We start from the raw sequence: 18443 nt of genomic DNA, 5'->3' as shown, positions 1-18443 counted from the left end.
CTCTCCCTTAGAAGGAAATTGCAACCGATCCCCCCTTCAGGGGGAACCTCCTGTTGACGAAGCAACATCCTGCTGTCCAACCCACTTCGGCTGCAAAACGCGGGAATACCGGCCCACGAGAGCGGGCAAAACCATCCAGCCGACCGCCCATACCTTGTCTGTCCACTCCCCGTCGATGAACAGCGGCAGACACATCCAGACCGTATCAAAAATCACATGGGCAAAAATCACCGTCTCCAGATCATAGCGCAGGAAGCACCAGCCGATGAGCATGCCAAGCAGCGTCAACTCAAGAAATCGGGTATAGAAAGGATGCACCGGATAGAGAGAATGGGCAAGAGCCCAGACTACTGCCGGGATCAGCAGAGCCAGAAACGTACTGCGCAGGTATCTTTTCAGAAGACTCATGCCAAGCAGTCGGAATGTAATCTCTTCCCCAATCCCCGCCGTCCATGCAAGCACGGGAAACAAACCGGGTACAAGATAGTTCCAGGGAGTCATTGTAAAATCGGCCTCCTGCCACACGCCGAAATACTTTTCCGAGATCCAATAGAAGATTGCCTGCAGCCCCAGCCACAAAAACGCGAGCAAATACCCGCGATACGCAGCCGACCGAATTCGTTCCGGCCAGGCTCGATCTCCCCAAGGCAGCCATTTTCCCGGCCACAGCCGATTTTGCAGGGCACTTCCGGCCACTGCTGTGACGTAGGTAGCCCCGCTTGACAAGACCCCAATAGCACAGACAACCGTAGCAATGATCCAAAGGTTCACTTCTACCGGCCAAGCGGCAGGCAGGAGCCAGCTGGCAACGAAAAACGGCCATTCATTCAAGTTCGAAACCAGCGCGATTCCAAGCAGAACCAACCCCAAGACCAGTCCTCTTTGCCAATTGACCTCATGCTTCGGATAGACAAATGCCACTACGATCGAGAATACCACGAACAAAAACATTCCGAGCAGACTGATCCCCGTGAGAATCATGCCGTAAGAATCCTGTTTTTTCAACCAAGCCCGATCGGCTTTCGGGATCAGATATTGGCTCTGAAAGGCGGACACGTGACTCCCCGTGATTCCTACAGTGTAGACAAGCTCGGATTCACCAACCTTCCAGCGCATATCCCGGAATTTGTACACATACGATTCACCCCAATAGCCCTCTTCGTCCCCATTCAGCTCTTGGGTCACTACATTCGAATAGTCGATTCCTTGCCGTTCCAATTCTTCCCGTGCCAATCGCAAAGCCTGTTCTTCAGTAAGTTCCGGTTCATCCGCCCATTCGTCGCGACTTATTTCATACCCCAATACCCGGCCGTCCGTTTCGTCGATTGACACCTTGTACGAGTCCCTCCGGGGGGTGAAATGGGTCACTTCCCAATAGGACAGCGGTCTTGCGAGCTTGTTCTCCGCAAACTCTTCAGACAATTCGTGCCGCTGCAAGTACGCATCCATGTCGGTATCGCCCTGATAAAGCTCGGTACGGATCATCCCGGACACACCCAAGCCTTGACTCCGTAAAAAATCGGCAGCGCGTTGGGCCGCATCCGAGCGATTCACGAATGCCTGTCCGTTTGGCGATAGATCCCCAACTGCTATCCAACCAAAAACAAGAAGTCCAAGCAAGGACAATATCCAGAGTACAGGGTACTTGCTGCGTCGCATCCAGTCCAATCCTTTCCGATCTGCCGTTCCCTCTTTCTGCCCATATATAGCATATTTCGGACGACAAATCCAGCAGTCCGCTTATTGATCCTGAATCTGAATCAACGCCCCGGTATTTTGCAGTGTATCCGGGAGCAAAGCGTCCTGAAGAGCCTCCAGTGACAGATAGGAAACCCCATTCTCTATAAAAAAGGGTACAGTTCGTTGAACCGGTTGATCATTAACGGTCATTGTTCCGGCGGGAACCGATAGTTTGGCAAGGCGATCCTTGTATTTGAAGGAGATCGACTGATCAGTTGGATTCCACATTACTTCCGATCCGAATGCCTCCAGAATAAACCGCAGCGGAACATAATACTTACCGTTCTTTTGGATGGTTTTCAGGTTCGTGATTTCAATCTCATTGACGTAAGTTTTGTTCTTGGCGAGATCAAAACGGACACTTTTTCCTCGTTCGGGATGAAGCACTTGAAGGGCAAACGGCACCTGCAGCTCCCGAACATGAACGGACAAGTCCGGTTTTAGGCCGCTTCCCTGCGGAGAGGTCCCATCCACGAAATAAAACTGGCCGATCGTAAACTTCAGGATAGATCCGTTCTCCAATTCCTTGCCCGCCTGCATCACGCCCTTACCGAAGGAACGCTGTCCGATCAGCTTTGCCCGTTTGTGTGCCTGCAGCGTACCTGCAAGCAGTTCCGAAGCGCTAGCACTGTCGCCATCAATCAAAATTGTGAGAGGCAAATCGACACCTTCCGAATCAGCACTGACCCGGTGCTCGTAGTTCCGTTCTTTTGCATGAACGATCAGTCCGCTTTTTAAAAACCGATCCGCAATATGAAGGGAAACATCCATCAATCCGCCGCCATTTCCCCGCACATCCAGGACCAGCGATTTAACTCCCTTGCGCTGCAGGTCGGCCAACGCCAAATCAAATTCGTCCCCTGCCGTCTCGCCGAACGACAGCAGCCGGATATACCCCGTCTCCGCATCCAACATGCTGGAAGTAAGATTCGGAAGCTTGATCGCCTGTCGGGTAATCGTTACTGAAAATGGGGTCTGGCCAGTACGCTCAATTTGCAGAGTGACCGGAGTTCCTTCCTTCCCGCGGAGCCACCCCGTCACCACATCAAGCTGTTGACCTTTTGTGGTCTTGTTGTCTACGGACACAATGCGGTCCCCTTTTTTCAGACCGGCAGACTCAGCCGGTGTTGAGGCAAACACTTCCTCCACCAAATAGCCGTTGTCATCCTGACCCAGGCGGATTCCAATCCCTGCATAGCTTTGATTGATTGCATCGACAAACTGCTTGTATTCTTCCGGAGTGAAATATTCGGAATAAGGGTCGTTCAATACATCAAGCATTCCCTGTACCGCTCCACGCAGTAATGTATCTTCATCTACATTCGACCAGTGAAGATCCCGCAATGTTTCAAACACTTGAAACAAAGTGGATTGATTCTTATTCTGCGACTGTTCCTGCGCCAGAACAGCAGCCGGCATTCCCAGAACTGCCGCCGGAACCGCCAAGCTGAATGCCAATGCCCCTGCCGTGAACCTCTTTTGCCATGAACGTTTGTGCATATGTACCCCTGTCTCCTTCCAGTATCCCGTCAATCTGTCTACAGAATTCGACGTCTGGGGACAGTTTCCTTTTATTGCTATTGTCAAAAAACACTTGACTAAAATTACCGGACTCCATTTTGAAAAAACCAGAGGAATTTTACTCTCTCACATGCTAGTATTATTTTTGAAATACCAGTTAATGTGGAAGGAGAATCACTTTGAAATATATTTACCATCTTCTTCTCTTCCTCCTCATTGGCGGACTCGTGTCCGCTTGCGAGCCATCTGCAAAGGCGGTCGAGAAAAAGCAAGGTCCCGTGTATTACCAGGACAAAGTGATTGTTCTGATGTACCACCATATCGACCCGAACGAATCAGGAATCACCATCTCTCCTGAACGATTCAAGTCACACCTGGATGCCCTTCAACAGAAGGGATACAACGTGATCAGCATCGAGCAATATCAACAGTTCTTGAAAACAAGAGCCGCGATTCCACCAAATGCAGTTGTCCTGACATTCGACGACGGCTACGAAAGCTTCTACACTCATGCATTTCCGGAACTGAAAAAGCGGTCCCTGCCTGCAACGAATTTTATAGTGGTGAAGTCAACCGATGTGGTGAATCCGAATATCCTGCCTCATCTTTCGTGGGATCAAATGCGAGAGATGAAAAAACATGGAATCAGCTTTTATAATCATACCTATGACCAGCACCGGGTGGGCCAAACAAGCAAAACTGGCGAGAAAAACCCATTACTCGCCAATCCGCTGTTCCTTCCTGGTGAAAATCGACCGGAATCAGCCGGAGAATACCGTGCCCGAATTAAAGAAGACCTATCCTTGGCCGAAAAGCGTCTGGAAGAGGAGCTTGGAGAACAACCGAAATTCCTTGCATTTCCGTATGGGGCCTATAATGATCAGGTAATCGAAGTGGGAAAAGAACTGGGGATCGAGTTATTCTTTACTATTGAAGAAGGAATCAACGATCGCAACCAGACTCTAATTTACCGCCTGAACGCAGGGCGTGCGGACTTGTCGGCGAATGATCTGATTGCGAAAATTGAGACCTACCGCACAAAATAAATCTGAATAGAAACGACTAAACCTGCAAAACTGCGGAGCTGCTCAGGTTCTGTGATAACGGAATTTCGAGTCCTTATTTTTAATTTTTGTGAGCTTGTTTGGACACTCAAACTAGAGGAATAAGGCCCTCAAAAACCGTTAAACTTACCGTTTCGATGAAAAAGAGGATCCCAGCCTGGCTGAGATCCTCTTTTTGCAAAGTCACATATTACTTAGGCAGCTTCTTCAGATTCTGCATCATCTTGTAGGCGATAGATGAAGCTTCTGCCCGGGTGAGTGGAGCTAACGGATTAAAACTGAAGGTTTGCTTCTTTTGTCCCTGCAGCAATACGTTTGGCGAACCTTTCATAATACCCAGTTTATTGACTGCAAGAACTGATGGCGCCGCATAATAATCAATTACAGTTGAATCTGTAAAGACTTTGCTGAGAGCTTTCTGTGCAGCTTCCTGGTCGCTTCCAACTTTCGCATTGACTGCACGGGCAATCATGATTGCGGCATCCTGTCGCGTCAAACTTCCTGTTGGATTAAAGGTGCTCGGGCCTATGCCTCGCACAATCCCTTTGCGATATGCAGTCTCAATATGTTTATAGTCATATAACTGCCCGCTGATTTCTACATTTGGTACGTCATAGAATGTCAGGTTGTTAGGATCATAATCAAGAGGGGCATCAATTGCCTTAACCATAATCTGAGCAAATTCACCGCGGGTAATGAGGTCATAGACACCGAAATCACTATTGTTTTTGGGCAGCATGATTCCTTTTGACATCATCGTTTCAAGGAAGTCGCGTGCCCAAGGATGTCCCTGGACATCATTATACCCACGACGCAGCATCATTACGGTGTAGTATCCGAATCCGTCAAATTCTGCTGTAATAGTATGTTTGCTTGTATTTACGACTCCGCCAAGGTTTTGCCATTCGTTGTTATAAAAACGCCAGACTGACAAAGTGTTCCCTATGGCATCCCGTAAAGCCGGATCATACTGAAGGACTATCTCACCGCGATTCGTGGGCTGTAACCACTTACGTCCGGCATAAAACTCCGTTCCGGAAGAATAAGGATCCAAACCATCGACCGGCTTGTAAATCGAACTCGATTCGTCATAATATCCTGCATCCACCCAATACAGCGGGCTTGCAAACATATAATTATAGATTTTCGGATTGTTAATCAACAGATTCTTGCCCGCAGTCGTAATACCGGATACTTTTTCAACAGTTCCATCGTTTTTGCTCGCCATTCCGAAACGAACCTGCTGCTGATCGAACAAATAAGGCGGTGAATTGTCTATTCCACTAATATTTCTTACATTCCGGAACAGAGTATTTTTAGGCAATTTTATTTCAATCGACTTGTTAAATGCACTAATGGTATTGCCGCCCAATGGTGTTTTGTATTGAGCACCAATGGTATTTTGATTTGCGTAATACAAATCGATAGAACCGTTTATCGGGGTGCCTGCCCGAGTCACAGTAAATTTGATTGTATTCTTTCCGGGTTTCAAGTTCCGAACTTCCACCCCAAACAAATGCTGCTCTGTCGGATCATTCGGATCAGGAATCCGAGCGGCTGTCTCTTTATTGATTATCACGGAATCGGCATTTTCGGCCCGAATCTTTACCATCCAGAAGTTCTGATTGATGATCCGTTCTTTCGGCAATTCCGGACTCTTGATTTCATACGGAAGCACCTCGCGTATCACTTCAAACGTCATATTTGCGGGTACACCGGCTTTAGTACCGATTACTGTCACGCTTGTCGTACCAGGACTTGCCAACGCCAACTTAAGATCCACCCATTTTGGTGCGGCATTGACCTCGAACCAATGTGTCGCTGTGGTCTTGGTTGTTCCGCCGTAATAATAGGTGTTTGTCAGTGTTGCTGCGTCTTTCTCACCTCCAAAAAGGTCCGCTCCATTAATCAAGATCTTAACATTATCCATTCCACTGTATGGAATCCGGAAATAGCCATCTTTATCGGTCGTGTAATATTTATTGTCCCCTGTATCCCGAACTGTCACGTTATTGACTGTGCTATCAAAAGCACTGGTCTTGGGAATCGGTTTCCCAATCTGAGGCAAATCCTGAGAGAAGACAAAAACCGTCAAGTTGATCTCAATCGGAATGCCATTGGCATCTCCATGAACCAGGATCGTATTTGCACCAGGTTGCAGGGATATTGGAGTACCCGATACCTTCAACTCAATCTTGTAATTATCCGGACTTGTATTCGTCCATGGGGCTGTAATTTCTGTTTCATTGACATAAACCTTGGTTGAAGTTTCCGCCCCATTGAAGTTGGCAAATCGGGCTTTAATCTCCGACAATGCAGTTGTTGTCGTGAAAACTTGGCCATTATAGACATTGGTTAAGTGAATGGTTGGGGCCGGTACATAATTGACTGTAAATTCTTTTTCGTCGGTTTCGGTCCCTTCGGTGAATCGGATTCTAATCGTCTGCAAGCCTGTTAAAAGCTTAGTTCCTGCAATCTGCACAACATGCATGGTGTTGTCCGTTGATTTGGCTGTAGTCACATCGGCAGTTATATCAGTCCAAGCAGTGGATCCGTCCTGTTTTTGTTCAACAGTAATCGTTGGGGCCGTCGCATTTCCCAAAGTAAATCCTAATGTCAACGGTGCTTGAAAAAGATCGAAGCTGGATGCTGCTTGTGTTTTCGATGAGTAATCAAATGTACTCCCGTTGAAATTCGCGCCATACAATTGGTTACTGTCGATGATATACAGATCTGTTGTTCCACGGTAGGTAAATGCAAAAATATTGGTCTGGACTGTCGATCCATTATAAGTTAACGAGGCTTTAATCTCGTATTTTTTCCCGGATTGAAGACCGGATAAGCTGGTTGATGTAAAAGTATAGACCTCATGAACTCCGCCATTTACGATTTCCGGCGAAGCCGTAACTAAAGCAGGAGTAGTATCTGTACCAATCGAACTGCCGGTTTGAACATCAATCAAATCCAAACTAAGCCCAACCTTCGTCGGATCCGGATAGATGCTCTTTGTTACAATAATTTTTCCTTTAAGCGACCCCAGCGGGTTACCTGCATTACTGGAAGTTTCCCCCAAGGTTGGATATACCCTTTCAGAAGGCTGTTTGGCTGTTTGGTCCTTTAAGCTTTGATTCTTGCTCGTTCCTGCAGCCGGGTCAGTTTCCAGATTAAAGGAGGCTTTCTGATTAAAGAGTACCGCTTGTCGTGTTGCGGTATAACTTTGACTGGAGTTTTTCGCAACGATTTTAATTTCGTTGGTTCCATATTCCAAAGGGATTCCTGAGGCGATCCACATGTTCCCTCCACCAGGAACACCAACGATTCCGTTGATCGATGTTTCCGTGGCGTTTGGAGCATTAAAAGTAAAACTGATCGTTTTGGAATTGGTCGTACTCTCATCAACATAAACGGTGCTGTCAAATCGAGTGCCATTGGTTAATTTTACATCATAGACTATAGGAACATTCGCAAAGTATACATAAGCGGATTCAGCAGGGGAATCCTGTGTCTGAATATCGTTTCCTGATGTATTTTTACCCTTAATAATAATCTTGTTTAAGCCGGAAAACAGCTGAACATTTTTAAAGGTGAATGTTTGGGATGAAATGGTTGGCGTCTGTGTACTTTTGGCCGTTTGTGCCGGCTTGTCATCTGCAATTTGTTGTATTTCATAAGTAATGGAAGACCCAACCACTTGTGTGCTGAATATACCTTTAATATCGACTGTAGGTGCATTCACTGTAGTCGGATTGTTTTTATCCGTGCTGAACGAAGTTATCGAGAAATAATTAAAAGCAAATGCTTGCTTCACCGCCCCTAACGGTAAGAGCGATGCCAAAAGCGTGAGACTCATTATCGCTGCCAGGAAGCGGCGACTCAAAATACTCATGTGTAAAATCCTCCCTCTGCACAAATTGACTCGTACCTACATATTTCGTCAGGTTCGGGACGCATGCCTGCAGTCTTATGCGGTTTTCAGCAAGTTAAAAAGCCTGCCGCATTGCAGCAGCAGGCTCTTTCCCTTACGCGTGGTCTTATTTAACGATTACCATGCTGGATTGTGCATCCCATTGTACTTCCTGCCCGAGGAATTCAGAGATAAATCGGACCGGAACCATGGTGCGGGCACCTGTGATCTCAGCAGCTTTATCAATCTTCTTCACCTGTCCGTTGACCTTGATCTCTGCGGAACCGATTGGAAGCTCAATTGTCTTCCCGTCTTTTTTAATGATGACCGTCTGAGTTTCCGCTTTCCAGTTGACTTCAGCCCCAAGCGCGTCAACAATGGCTCTCACCGGAACCATGGTGCGTCCTTCTTTAACGTAAGGCATCGCATCAAATCGAGGTTTTTTGCCTTTCACATATACTTTTACATCCTTGGTATCGCCCTTTTCTTTATACACCTTGCTTAACAATTCATACAGCTTGTCCGATTTCGGATTGGCGGAAAGCAAAGATTCCACATTCTCTTTGGCTTTGTCAACCTTCTTGCCTTTGATCTGAATGGTTACCAACACTTCAACTTCAGATTCCGTTGCAGTGCCTCCTTCAATATCGGTTTCGATCTTTTCTTCCACCGCTTCTTCTGCTACTTCGTCAGTCGGTGCCGTACCGTCTTCCTTCAGCATAGCTGTCAATTTCGCAATGACAGCTTTTAATGCTTCATCGCTCGGAGCCCCTTTTCCGTCTTCAAGATTCTTCAAGAGGCTTTCCAGAGCACGTTCAATTCCCTTGTATTTGTTTTCGTGCTTCTTCTGATGACCTTTCTTCTTGCCCTTGCCTTTTCCATCTTCTTTGTCTTCGTCTTCCTTATCCTCATCTTGATCCTGATCGTCTTGGTGTTCTCCATCATCCTCACCAACAGTTGTATCAGTTGGCGCAGTGGAATCGGCAGGGTCAGTGGTCGTGCCATCGGTTGTTGTAGTGGTTTCGGCTGTGGTGGTAATCGTAGTGGACGATGTTGTTTCGGCTGCAGCCGCCGGGGCTACCATAGTCATAAACAGAGCTACAAACCAGGTCAGAACCTTTCTCATTCCCTAAACACTCCTTTATGCGTAGTTGGAAAAAATTTGAATTCCTTAATGGTGAACATCACCTGTATCGACACTATACCCATTAACCATTTTCCATCTCATGAGTCCTAAGCCCCATTTTTAATTAAAATTAATTCCATAAAAAGTCCTACCCACAAAAACGGTCACTCTCCCCACCGGCTAGATTTAGCCAAAACGGATAAAAATAACATTGAATCACTGAAGGATTTCGAATGATCTTGTAGAATATATTTCTGTTATTTCGTAAAAAAAAGGAGTTCTGCCATGACTATTCGCAAAGCGGTGATTCCGGCAGCCGGACTCGGTACACGCTTTCTTCCCGCTACCAAAGCACAACCGAAGGAAATGCTGCCGATTGTGGACAAACCGACGATCCAATATATTATCGAGGAAGCCGTTGCCTCCGGTATCGAAGATATTCTCATCATTACCGGGCGCAACAAGCGGGCGATCGAAGATCACTTCGACCGTTCCGTAGAACTGGAACTGCTGCTTGAAAGCAAAGACCAACAAGACTTATTGGAAGAGACCAGGCGGATCTCAGACATGGCGAACATTCATTACATCCGCCAAAAGGAAGCACTGGGTCTGGGGCACGCTGTCCTGTGTGCCAGGAACTTTATCGGGAATGAGCCGTTTGCCGTGATGCTGGGTGACGACATTGTGAACAGCACACAGCCTGCTCTCCGCCAATTGATCGAAATTTTTCACCAAAACGGCGCCAGTGTATTGGGTGTTCAGCAGGTGCCATTGGAAGAAACGAATCGTTACGGCATTATCCACCCGGAACAGATCGGGGAACGTTCCTATCGTGTGGATCATGTGGTGGAGAAACCCTCCGCGAATCCGCCATCCCAGTTGGCAATTATCGGACGCTACATTCTGGAACCGGAGGTCTTCAAGTACCTTGAAGCAACAGAGCCCGGAGTGGGAGGAGAAATCCAACTGACCGATGCGATTGATGCTCTCTGCAAATACCACAAGGTCTTTGCATGCGAAATTGCAGGCAAGAGGTATGATATCGGCGACAAGCTCGGGTACCTGAAAGCGAACATCGAATTCGCCCTGCAGCGGGAAGAGATGAAGGGCAAGTTACATGAATACTTGAGTTCTCTTGGCGGCGAATACAAAAAAGATCCCATGTAATAACGGGATCTTTCTTTGTTTATCGTCTGTATCCCTCCGGATGAGTCGAATGCCATTTCCAGGCCGATGCAATCATCTCCCGCAAGGTAAATTGCGGCTTCCAGCCAAGCAATTGTTGGGCCAACGTGGAATCTGCGACCAAGACCGCAGGATCGCCCGGGCGACGTTCCGTTTCCACAACCGGTATCTCTCGTTCCGTCACTTCTTTCGCCATCTCGATCACTTCGCGAACCGAATAGCCATTCCCGGTTCCGACATTCAGCGCTCCGCTGCTCATCCCCTTTTTCAACGCTTCCAGGGCGAGAATATGAGCGTCCGTCAGGTCGAGGACGTGAATATAATCCCGGATACAGGTACCATCCGGCGTATCGTAATCGGTGCCAAACACTTGAATGGCCTCTCTCTTCCCCAAAGCAGTCTGCAGCACCAGAGGAATCAGATGGGTTTCCGGATTGTGGTCCTCACCTATCACCCCGGTCAATTCCGCCCCCGCCGCATTAAAATACCGCAAGGCCACCCATTTGATCCCATGCGCCTGTTCCATCCACTGCAGGGCTTTTTCCACCATCAGCTTCGATTCCCCATACGGATTGACAGGCTTCTTTTCGAGGTACTCCGGAATCGGAATCTGTTCGGGAAGCCCGTAAACAGCCGCTGTGGAGGAAAAAATGATATTGCGCACTCCGCACTCCTTGAGAGTAGTGAAGAAGCGAACACTTTTTGCGGTATTATCCCAGAGATACATCTCAGGATGTTTCATGGATTCGCCCACCAAGCTTTTCGCGGCAAAATGGATCACGGAATCAACACCGTGTTTCTCTACGATACTCGTAACCAACTCATCGTCCGCAATATCACCCTGGTAAAAATGGGCTTCATCCACCAGCACGGCCTGGCGATGTCCCGTCGAGAGGTTGTCCAACACAACCGCTTCATACCCTCGTTTCAACAGCACCTTTACCGTGTGACTGCCAATGTATCCGGCTCCGCCCGTAACAAGTACACAGGACATTTCCCCACCCCATTTCTATTCGACGACCGCCTCGTTCACTTTCTGTCGAAACGTAAAAAGCCGATGCCCAAAATAGTTCGACACAGTATAAACCCCTGTGCTGATCAACACAGCGAGGTTCTCCACGATCTTTGTATCTGCCCGGTCAAAGATCGACAGGAATACAGAGGAGACATGCAATCCAAGCCAGTACGAGAAAGCGTAACAAACCAGAATCACCAGAATAAACTTCCAGAAACTTGCTCTCACGCTGACATCCGACCGGAAAGTGAAACTCCTGTTCAGAAAATAGCTGCACACAGCACCGACACCGTTCCCCAGAAATGTCGACCACCAATAATTCAATTCAAATACATTCAGAAACACATAAATCGACGACAACCCAACGAGTGTGTTGAGAACACCGACCAATAGAAACCGGATAAACGAGTTGTTCATATTTGTACTCTTTCTTCTATGATTCCACGAAGCGATTCAAGTTCCTCCTCCACAATATAGAGAGGCCGGCGCTTCACTTCTTTGTAGATTTTTCCGATGTACTCCCCAATCAACCCTAAACAGACGAGTTGAATTCCGCCAATAAACCAGATGGAAATCATCAGGGATGCCCATCCGGCAATGGTTTGCCCCTGCAGTCTTTCCACAAGCGCGTAAAGAGCCGTAAAAATGCTGACAATGAATAAAATAAATCCTACAAGCGTTACCAAACGGATCGGAGTCACGCTGAAAGAAGTGATTCCATCAAACGCGAACGCCAGCATTTTTCTCAGCGGATACTTCGATTCACCGGCGAAGCGCTCATGTCTGTCGTAGTAGACTTCTGTCGATTTGAAACCGATCAACGGGATCAGTCCACGCAAAAAGAGGTTCACTTCTTCAAAATTGGCCAGGTTCTCCAAGACCCGCTTGCTTGTCAAGCGATAGTCCGCATGGTTATAAACAATGTCAACGCCCATCCACTTCATGAGCTTATAGAAACCCAACGCGGTGTTCCGCTTGAAAGAGGTATCTGTGGCGCGGCTTTTCCGTACACCGTACACCACCTCATACCCCTCATGGAATTTGAGCATGAATTCCCGGATCACTCCGAGATCATCCTGCAGGTCCGCATCTATTGAGATTACACAATCGGAAGTGTTTTTCGCTTTCATCAAGCCTGCAAGCAGCGCTCTCTGATGCCCTGCATTACGGGCCAATTTGAGACCTGTGACAAATCTGTTCGATTGATTGGATTCTTCAATGATGTCCCAAGTCTTATCTTTACTGCCGTCATCAACCAACAGCATTACGCTTTCCTCTGCGATCAGATTCTCTCGAATCAGATCGGTCAGTACTCCGCTTAATCGGCGGATCGTTTCGGGCAATACTTCTTCTTCATTGTAGCAGGGAACCACGATACTCAAGATCGGGGCGCCTCCCGCGTATGTCTTCATTACAAGAATTCACTCCTTACTGTGCATCCATCAACATCTCCGAGTATACCATAATCGAACCCAAATTCTGTAGGTGGGTTTCACCAAATTCATGATTTTACCAATTTCATTTGCTATAATCATAATGTACACAAAAAATAACCACCGGAGGTTGGCAGCCAATGGTGGTTACTTCTTAAGCCACTTCATTTTAAACTAGCTTCACGTTGAGCGGAGGAAGAACTCCACCCAAGGCGGGTTGTATAGAGTCCGAGTGTTCCAGCACTCGGCTCTTTATTATTTTATCCAACTGTAATCAAAAGTTTCCAAACACGAACTTTTTTTCTTTAGCTTCGTAAACATTTTCTTTAGATTCATCATAGCGCACTAACCGAAAAAGTTCAACAGTTCAAACAAGGCTAGATCCGACTCAATAGGACCAGATCAGAAATTTGTTCGACCAGGTGCAAAATGGTATCATTAGTAAGGCATTTTTCGATAGGAAAGGGAAGATTTCAATTGAATTTCAGATCGGATCGACACGTATTCTTTTTTGTGCTGCTGCTGTTTGCTGTAAACAAACTGCTTGTGATGTCCGCGGTGGTGTGGGCAACTAAACATCTGATAGATAATCTTTCAGTAGCAGGTTATCTCAAGTACATAATCATAGACAACTTCTACAAATGGGATTCGGGATGGTATGGAAGCATAGTGGAAAAAGGGTACACCCCGAAGAGTTCCGCTTTTTTCCCACTGTATCCGATGCTTATCTACGCAGGACATCATCTGTTCTCCTTATCGATTCCAATGGCGGGGGCTTTGATCTCCAATCTCGCTTTTCTTGCGATGCTTTATTTTGCATATAAACTGCTCCGCGTCGATTACGAACAAAAAGACGCCCGAAAAATCATGTGGCTGCTTTGCCTGTTTCCGACTTCGTATTATTTTTCGGCAGTTTATACAGAGTCTCTCTTTCTCTTGTTGATGGCTATCACCCTCTACTGCATCCGGACACAAAATTGGACAGGCGCTTTGGCAAGCGGATGGTTTGTCAGCATCACTCGGAATACCGGGGTGTTTTTAACCGTCCCTTACGCACTGGAAACTTTCAAAATCAAAACTTGGGGAGACTTATTCTCTTTCCTTCGCGGCAGCAAGACCCATTGGATCCAGATCCGCTGGAAACCTTTTTTCCTTGTGTTTCTGATGCCGTTACCGTTTTTCGCTTATATGGGATACTTATGGTTCAAGTTCCAGGATTCTTTTGCGTTTATGCACTCCCAGGATCAGTTTGGCCGAGGATCTTTAAATCCGTTTGTAACGATTTATAAAGGATACGAGACCAACCTTGCCTACCTGTTGAAAACCGACCACATCGAATGGTATGGGATCTATTATTTTGTCGAAGTATTCGTGGTTTCTCTCGCCTTGCTCGTCTTGGTGGGAACAATTCGCAAACTACGGTTGTCCTATTGGATAATCATATTATATTCGGTACTGATTCCATTATCGGCACCCGCCAACGGCCAGGTCATTGATTATTTTGTTAGTTTTATCCGCTATTCTTTAGTGATTTTCCCTTTATTTATCGGTCTTTATGAATTGATAAAAGGGAAAAAGCCGCTTTATCTCTTGACGCTTGGAATATTTGCGGTCTTGCTGCTGGCTCTTACTTTCCACTGGTCGGTTGATCAATGGGTTGCATAAGAAAACGTCGAATTTTGTTGTTGATTTTAAAATTTAAATCTGATATCTTGTTGCTACCTCTTTATTAATTGCATTACATTTTTAAATGTAAGGAGGATAGTTCCAGTGAAGGTGTTAATTGTTGACGAATCCACAGTGGCTTACGGGAACATTTCCCTTCTGGTGGAGCGTCTCGGGATCGAAGTCGTGGGGAATGCCACAACAGAACGAGAAATCGAGAGCACCATTGCCCGACATCAGCCGGAACTGGTGCTGATTGACACTCGCTGTTCTTATCTCCAAGGGCCAGACACCATTCGTAAAATCAAACGGCTGAATCCCGGCACAAATGTGGTAGCCATAAGCGTGTTCGAAGATCAACAAGATGTGAAACAAATATTCGAATCCGGAATCAGTGACATCATCACCAAGCCCATCGAATCGGAACGGCTAATTGATTCATTACGTCGCTTGGGATTATTACAGGAACACAGTTCGAAATCCCTGAATGAGTCAGTTAATGTTGAGGAAACTGTCGAAGAAGCTGCTTCCGTGACAGAAGAAAAAGAAACTGTTTAAGGACGATAAATAAAAACGGGTCTTCGTCGAAAAAGCGGAAGATCCGTTTTTGGTTTATTAGTACTTAAACTTTCCTTATCGGACGTAGTCCACCCCGCTGATGAGGGTGGGTGCGTGATTGAAGTCCTTGAACTACCCGGTTGCTTAAGCCAAGGTGAGGCCATCCAGGAAGCCTTAGAGATGATTGAAGATGCAAAACGAGCGTGGTTAGAAGTGGCACTGGAGGATGGTCGCGAGATCCCCGAGCCGGCACGAGACATAGAGGAATATTCCGGGAAACTCAATATCCGGATTCCGAAGTCCCTCCACCGAATCTTGTCCGAGAAAGCGAAAGAAGAAAACGTGAGCCTGAATCAATATATCAATTACCAGTTGTCCCGAGGAGTGGGATATCAACAGAAAAAACCTCTTTAATCCCGGCTATGTGCCGGGATATTTTTTCCTACTCCGCCATTATGCACAAGTTTCTGCGGTTGGAATATTTTTCATTTCAATTTATGAAAGGAATTGTTTAGGTTGCATGGTATAGTAATTAACTATTGGTCAAAAACCGGGAGGAACATATCCGAAAACAATCGGGAAATTCAAGAGAGAATGCGGTGAATAAGAAGTGAGGATACTTAAAGGTAATAGCATGTCGTACAAGACGGGTTGTTCGACATGATATTTTAAAAAACGACCAGAACCGACAAATAATTTTTTATTTTTCATTATACCCCAAAAAAATACGATTGGATACGAATATTATATTATTGTCTTATTTAGCTTCTATAAAATATCTTTTAAGCAGTCTTCCACAAAATCGGGGGCTGCTTTTTTCATTTGTTCAACTGTATGCAGATATCGTTGGGTAGTTGTGATTTCTGAATGTCCAAGGGTTTCCTGAACTTGTTGCAATGAAGCTCCGTGAAGTAAGGCTAACGTAGCGTTCGTATGTCTAAGCCAATGAGGGGTCACCTTTTTCACCAATTTGCTTTGTTCACGAGCTTTCTGAATAATTCGCTCCACTTGCCTTGTTGATAGAGGGAAAAGCCGTTGAGAGCGAATAGGCAGTTGGCAGAGTAAGTTCCACAATGTTTGCGGTACTTTCACTTCACGTTGTTTTCCTCCCTTCCCCTCCATCACTGTTAACCAAACAGAAGTTTCCGCCGGATCGGTATGAAAATGTCCCCATTCAATAGATACCAACTCTGACACCCGCAGCCCCAATAAAACAAGCGTTAAGCCAAGCAGATAATCACGATACCCCTGTTTTCTTAATTGATTCAATAGCTGTGTAAGTTCTCGCTTGGTGAGATAGTGATTTTTGCTGGTTATCGGCACTTTAGCTGTATGTACAGAGGTTGTCGGATTATGGGAAAAAACACGAATATTAGGGTCACTTCCCCATTTGTACAGGGATCGCAACGGGTCGATCAGACTGGCCACTGTTGCGGGAGCCAGAGATTTGCGACTTTTGCTGCAAAAGCCTTGCTCTAAGGAAATCTTATACACTTCAATTTCTCGCCATGTAATTTCACGTAGAGGTTTGAAAGAAATGAATTCACGGAATTGATCAATGGCTCGACTATAATTGCGACGAGTATACCGGGAGCGATTACATGTCGTTAAAAATATCTCAATGATTTGCTCATCTGAATATTCTTCGGTGTATTCCGTATAATTGGAGACTGGAAGCGACATGATTCCTTGCTGTATCATGAATTCTTTTATCCCCCTTCTTTGTGTCGAACAACCCGTCTTGTACGAACTTCATTTTACTCCAACATTTTACTCCAAAAACAAGAAAGGAAAAGTAACCGTGAAAGAACAAGCCAATCTGGAACAACTAAAAAAACGAATAGAGGCAATACGGGGACAACTTCATGTTGCTTTTCAAAGCAAGAGGGCATTTTCTGATCCGGATGTTTATCGTCTAAGCCTAGACCTGGATGATCTTATTGTAGAATACCAAAACCGCAGCCGATTGGATTTCAGGCAGATTAAATCATTGAGGTGAGGTAATGAATGGAAATTTATGGAATGGAATCGAATTGTTCCCTCTGTACCAAAGGATTGTGCGCTTAACCCAGTCTTCAACTGACTTTGCGTATGAAGCGACGATTCGAGGAAAAGCGGCTTCCGGGAAGTATCTTTTGCCTTCTGTATTATTTCGGCAAGCGCAAGGAAAACAGATGTTGTTAGATTACAAGGCACGGCATATCGCAATTCGTGAAGCTGCTTCGTTTATCAAAGACTCCCTCTTGTTTCTCAACTGCCACGCTCTGTCGTTACAAGCGGGATTTATTTTTGAAGATGTAACGAAGCTGGAACTTCCAATCCAGCAATTAGTATTGGAAATCACCGAACAAACCCGCATTGATAATGTAGAGTCTTTAAAACAAGAGTTGACCGCGTTACGGGAACTGGGCATGAAGGTCGCACTTGATGATTTTGGTGCAGGCTTTTCAAATTTTTGGCTTGTTGAAGCACTAGAACCTGACTATATCAAGCTTGATCGATCCATCACCGCCAATGTGGATCTGTCAGATCAGGCTCGCAGGGTCATCGAAGGCATGGTGGCATTTGCTGATAAAGTCAAAATCCAACTCATCGCAGAAGGCATTGAAAGAGAAACACAGAGAGATATATTGCTGGAACTGGGTGTTACGTACGGACAGGGGTTCTTCCTTGGTCATCCGTTCGCGCTTCCAAAAACACAACAACTATGAGGGAAAAAATGGCTAGAATCGAGGGTAACTCATCAAAGGGACGAGGCCCAATGTGTGAAGGAACGGGACATTCACACATGGGCCTCGCCACCCACTATGAGAATTCAGGCTGCACCAACAACGGTGCAACTAGCAATCAATGTAACACAAAACGCCCCTTTCCTCAACGAAAAAGGGGTTAGAAATTTATTACAAACGCCAATTTTCAGATTTTACCAGTTTTCTCTACGAAAAAACCGTGGTAAAATTTTAATAGAAAAAGCAAAGGTGAGCGTCTTCACCCTTTTGTTTTTTCTCCTCTTAATCTTTAGGGTCTGGGTACGAACCAGATCCTCTTTTTTTCTGTTTATATCTTTTTTGTTTATGCATTATTATTTGTGTGTTCTTATATTATATCAATCGACAAAATATTTACATAGGCCCTAAGTCCTATTTAGTTCGGTAACTATCGTTAAGTTAGTGACGATTTTCCTGTCGTGCCAATTCTTTCATATAGGTCTGAAGAACTAAATAAATTCTTG

The 18443-nt window shown here is 45.8% G+C and carries 15 protein-coding genes; 7 read left to right on the top strand and 8 right to left on the bottom strand.

Annotated elements, in window-relative coordinates:
* Positions 1-36: 36 nt before the first annotated feature.
* Together ACFO8Q_RS21865 and ACFO8Q_RS21860 are read right to left on the bottom strand one after the other, a co-directional pair.
* Positions 37-1659, bottom strand: a complete 1623-nt coding sequence (locus tag ACFO8Q_RS21865) for a CPBP family glutamic-type intramembrane protease (RefSeq protein WP_380029094.1) — start codon at positions 1657-1659, stop codon at positions 37-39.
* Between the two features lie 81 nt (positions 1660-1740).
* A complete protein-coding gene (locus ACFO8Q_RS21860) occupies positions 1741-3240 on the bottom strand; it encodes a S41 family peptidase (RefSeq protein ID WP_380029091.1) in 1500 nt (499 codons plus the stop codon).
* Positions 3241-3440: 200 nt separating this feature from the next.
* Between ACFO8Q_RS21860 and ACFO8Q_RS21855 the strand changes: the two genes are divergently transcribed.
* A complete protein-coding gene (locus ACFO8Q_RS21855) occupies positions 3441-4307 on the top strand; it encodes a polysaccharide deacetylase family protein (RefSeq protein WP_380029089.1) in 867 nt (288 codons plus the stop codon).
* A gap of 208 nt (positions 4308-4515) precedes the next feature.
* Here ACFO8Q_RS21855 and ACFO8Q_RS21850 read toward each other — a convergent pair whose 3' ends face one another.
* A complete protein-coding gene (locus ACFO8Q_RS21850) occupies positions 4516-8211 on the bottom strand; it encodes an S-layer homology domain-containing protein (RefSeq protein WP_380029087.1) in 3696 nt (1231 codons plus the stop codon).
* Between the two features lie 145 nt (positions 8212-8356).
* The gene (locus tag ACFO8Q_RS21845) at positions 8357-9355 is read right to left on the bottom strand and encodes a copper amine oxidase N-terminal domain-containing protein (protein ID WP_380029084.1); all 999 of its coding nucleotides are present in this window, start codon (positions 9353-9355) and stop codon (positions 8357-8359) included.
* 285 nt (positions 9356-9640) lie between these two features.
* Between ACFO8Q_RS21845 and galU the strand changes: the two genes are divergently transcribed.
* On the top strand, positions 9641-10522 hold the full coding sequence (gene galU, locus ACFO8Q_RS21840) for a UTP--glucose-1-phosphate uridylyltransferase GalU (protein ID WP_380029082.1): 882 nt from the start codon (positions 9641-9643) through the stop codon (positions 10520-10522).
* Between the two features lie 19 nt (positions 10523-10541).
* Here the strand turns inward: galU and galE are convergent, their stop codons facing one another.
* Genes galE through ACFO8Q_RS21825 form a run of 3 tightly spaced genes read right to left on the bottom strand, consistent with a single transcriptional unit; the run spans position 10542 to position 12967 of the window.
* Positions 10542-11534, bottom strand: a complete 993-nt coding sequence (galE, locus tag ACFO8Q_RS21835; RefSeq protein ID WP_380029080.1) for a UDP-glucose 4-epimerase GalE — start codon at positions 11532-11534, stop codon at positions 10542-10544.
* 15 nt (positions 11535-11549) lie between these two features.
* Positions 11550-11972 carry a GtrA family protein gene (locus tag ACFO8Q_RS21830; protein ID WP_380029077.1) on the bottom strand — a complete coding sequence of 141 codons (423 nt, stop codon included), beginning with the start codon at positions 11970-11972 and terminating at the stop codon, positions 11550-11552.
* Entirely contained in the window at positions 11969-12967 is a 999-nt protein-coding gene (locus ACFO8Q_RS21825) for a glycosyltransferase family 2 protein (RefSeq protein WP_380029074.1), read from the bottom strand. The genes ACFO8Q_RS21830 and ACFO8Q_RS21825 overlap by 4 nt, the downstream gene beginning before the upstream one ends.
* 498 nt (positions 12968-13465) lie before the next feature.
* Between ACFO8Q_RS21825 and ACFO8Q_RS21820 the strand changes: the two genes are divergently transcribed.
* The 3 genes from ACFO8Q_RS21820 (at position 13466) to ACFO8Q_RS21810 (ending at position 15625) form a co-directional block, all read left to right on the top strand.
* Positions 13466-14653 (top strand): hypothetical protein, encoded by a 1188-nt coding sequence (locus tag ACFO8Q_RS21820; protein WP_380029072.1) that lies wholly within the window; start codon positions 13466-13468, stop codon positions 14651-14653.
* Positions 14654-14758: 105 nt separating this feature from the next.
* Positions 14759-15211 (top strand): response regulator, encoded by a 453-nt coding sequence (locus ACFO8Q_RS21815; RefSeq protein ID WP_380029070.1) that lies wholly within the window; start codon positions 14759-14761, stop codon positions 15209-15211.
* Between the two features lie 114 nt (positions 15212-15325).
* On the top strand, positions 15326-15625 hold the full coding sequence (locus ACFO8Q_RS21810; RefSeq protein WP_380029068.1) for a toxin-antitoxin system HicB family antitoxin: 300 nt from the start codon (positions 15326-15328) through the stop codon (positions 15623-15625).
* Between the two features lie 354 nt (positions 15626-15979).
* Here the strand turns inward: ACFO8Q_RS21810 and ACFO8Q_RS21805 are convergent, their stop codons facing one another.
* On the bottom strand, positions 15980-16912 hold the full coding sequence (locus ACFO8Q_RS21805) for a tyrosine-type recombinase/integrase (protein WP_380029066.1): 933 nt from the start codon (positions 16910-16912) through the stop codon (positions 15980-15982).
* Between ACFO8Q_RS21805 and ACFO8Q_RS21800 the strand changes: the two genes are divergently transcribed.
* Together ACFO8Q_RS21800 and ACFO8Q_RS21795 are read left to right on the top strand one after the other, a co-directional pair.
* Complete coding sequence (locus tag ACFO8Q_RS21800; protein WP_380029063.1) at positions 16893-17210, top strand: aspartyl-phosphate phosphatase Spo0E family protein; 318 nt, start codon at positions 16893-16895, stop codon at positions 17208-17210. The two genes, ACFO8Q_RS21805 and ACFO8Q_RS21800, sit on opposite strands and share 20 nt — an antisense overlap.
* Positions 17211-17214: 4 nt before the next feature.
* Positions 17215-17922 (top strand): EAL domain-containing protein, encoded by a 708-nt coding sequence (locus ACFO8Q_RS21795; protein ID WP_380029060.1) that lies wholly within the window; start codon positions 17215-17217, stop codon positions 17920-17922.
* The last annotated feature ends 521 nt before the right edge of the window (positions 17923-18443 follow it).

This window comes from Effusibacillus consociatus (genome assembly GCF_042652925.1).
GTDB lineage: Bacteria > Bacillota > Bacilli > Tumebacillales > Effusibacillaceae > Effusibacillus > Effusibacillus consociatus.
This window is presented reverse-complemented; position numbering and strand designations above follow the sequence as displayed.

Bases quoted from the DNA above. Each gene is read 5' to 3' on its own strand.
- ACFO8Q_RS21865 (WP_380029094.1), bottom strand. From the start codon at position 1,659: ATGCGACGCAGCAAGTACCCTGTACTCTGGATATTGTCCTTGCTTGGA.
- ACFO8Q_RS21860 (WP_380029091.1), bottom strand. From the start codon at position 3,240: ATGCACAAACGTTCATGGCAAAAGAGGTTCACGGCAGGGGCATTGGCA.
- ACFO8Q_RS21850 (WP_380029087.1), bottom strand. From the start codon at position 8,211: ATGAGTATTTTGAGTCGCCGCTTCCTGGCAGCGATAATGAGTCTCACG.
- ACFO8Q_RS21845 (WP_380029084.1), bottom strand. From the start codon at position 9,355: ATGAGAAAGGTTCTGACCTGGTTTGTAGCTCTGTTTATGACTATGGTA.
- galU (WP_380029082.1), top strand. From the start codon at position 9,641: ATGACTATTCGCAAAGCGGTGATTCCGGCAGCCGGACTCGGTACACGC.
- galE (WP_380029080.1), bottom strand. From the start codon at position 11,534: ATGTCCTGTGTACTTGTTACGGGCGGAGCCGGATACATTGGCAGTCAC.
- ACFO8Q_RS21830 (WP_380029077.1), bottom strand. From the start codon at position 11,972: ATGAACAACTCGTTTATCCGGTTTCTATTGGTCGGTGTTCTCAACACA.
- ACFO8Q_RS21825 (WP_380029074.1), bottom strand. From the start codon at position 12,967: ATGAAGACATACGCGGGAGGCGCCCCGATCTTGAGTATCGTGGTTCCC.
- ACFO8Q_RS21800 (WP_380029063.1), top strand. From the start codon at position 16,893: ATGATTCCTTGCTGTATCATGAATTCTTTTATCCCCCTTCTTTGTGTC.
- ACFO8Q_RS21805 (WP_380029066.1), bottom strand. From the start codon at position 16,912: ATGATACAGCAAGGAATCATGTCGCTTCCAGTCTCCAATTATACGGAA.
- ACFO8Q_RS21795 (WP_380029060.1), top strand. From the start codon at position 17,215: ATGAATGGAAATTTATGGAATGGAATCGAATTGTTCCCTCTGTACCAA.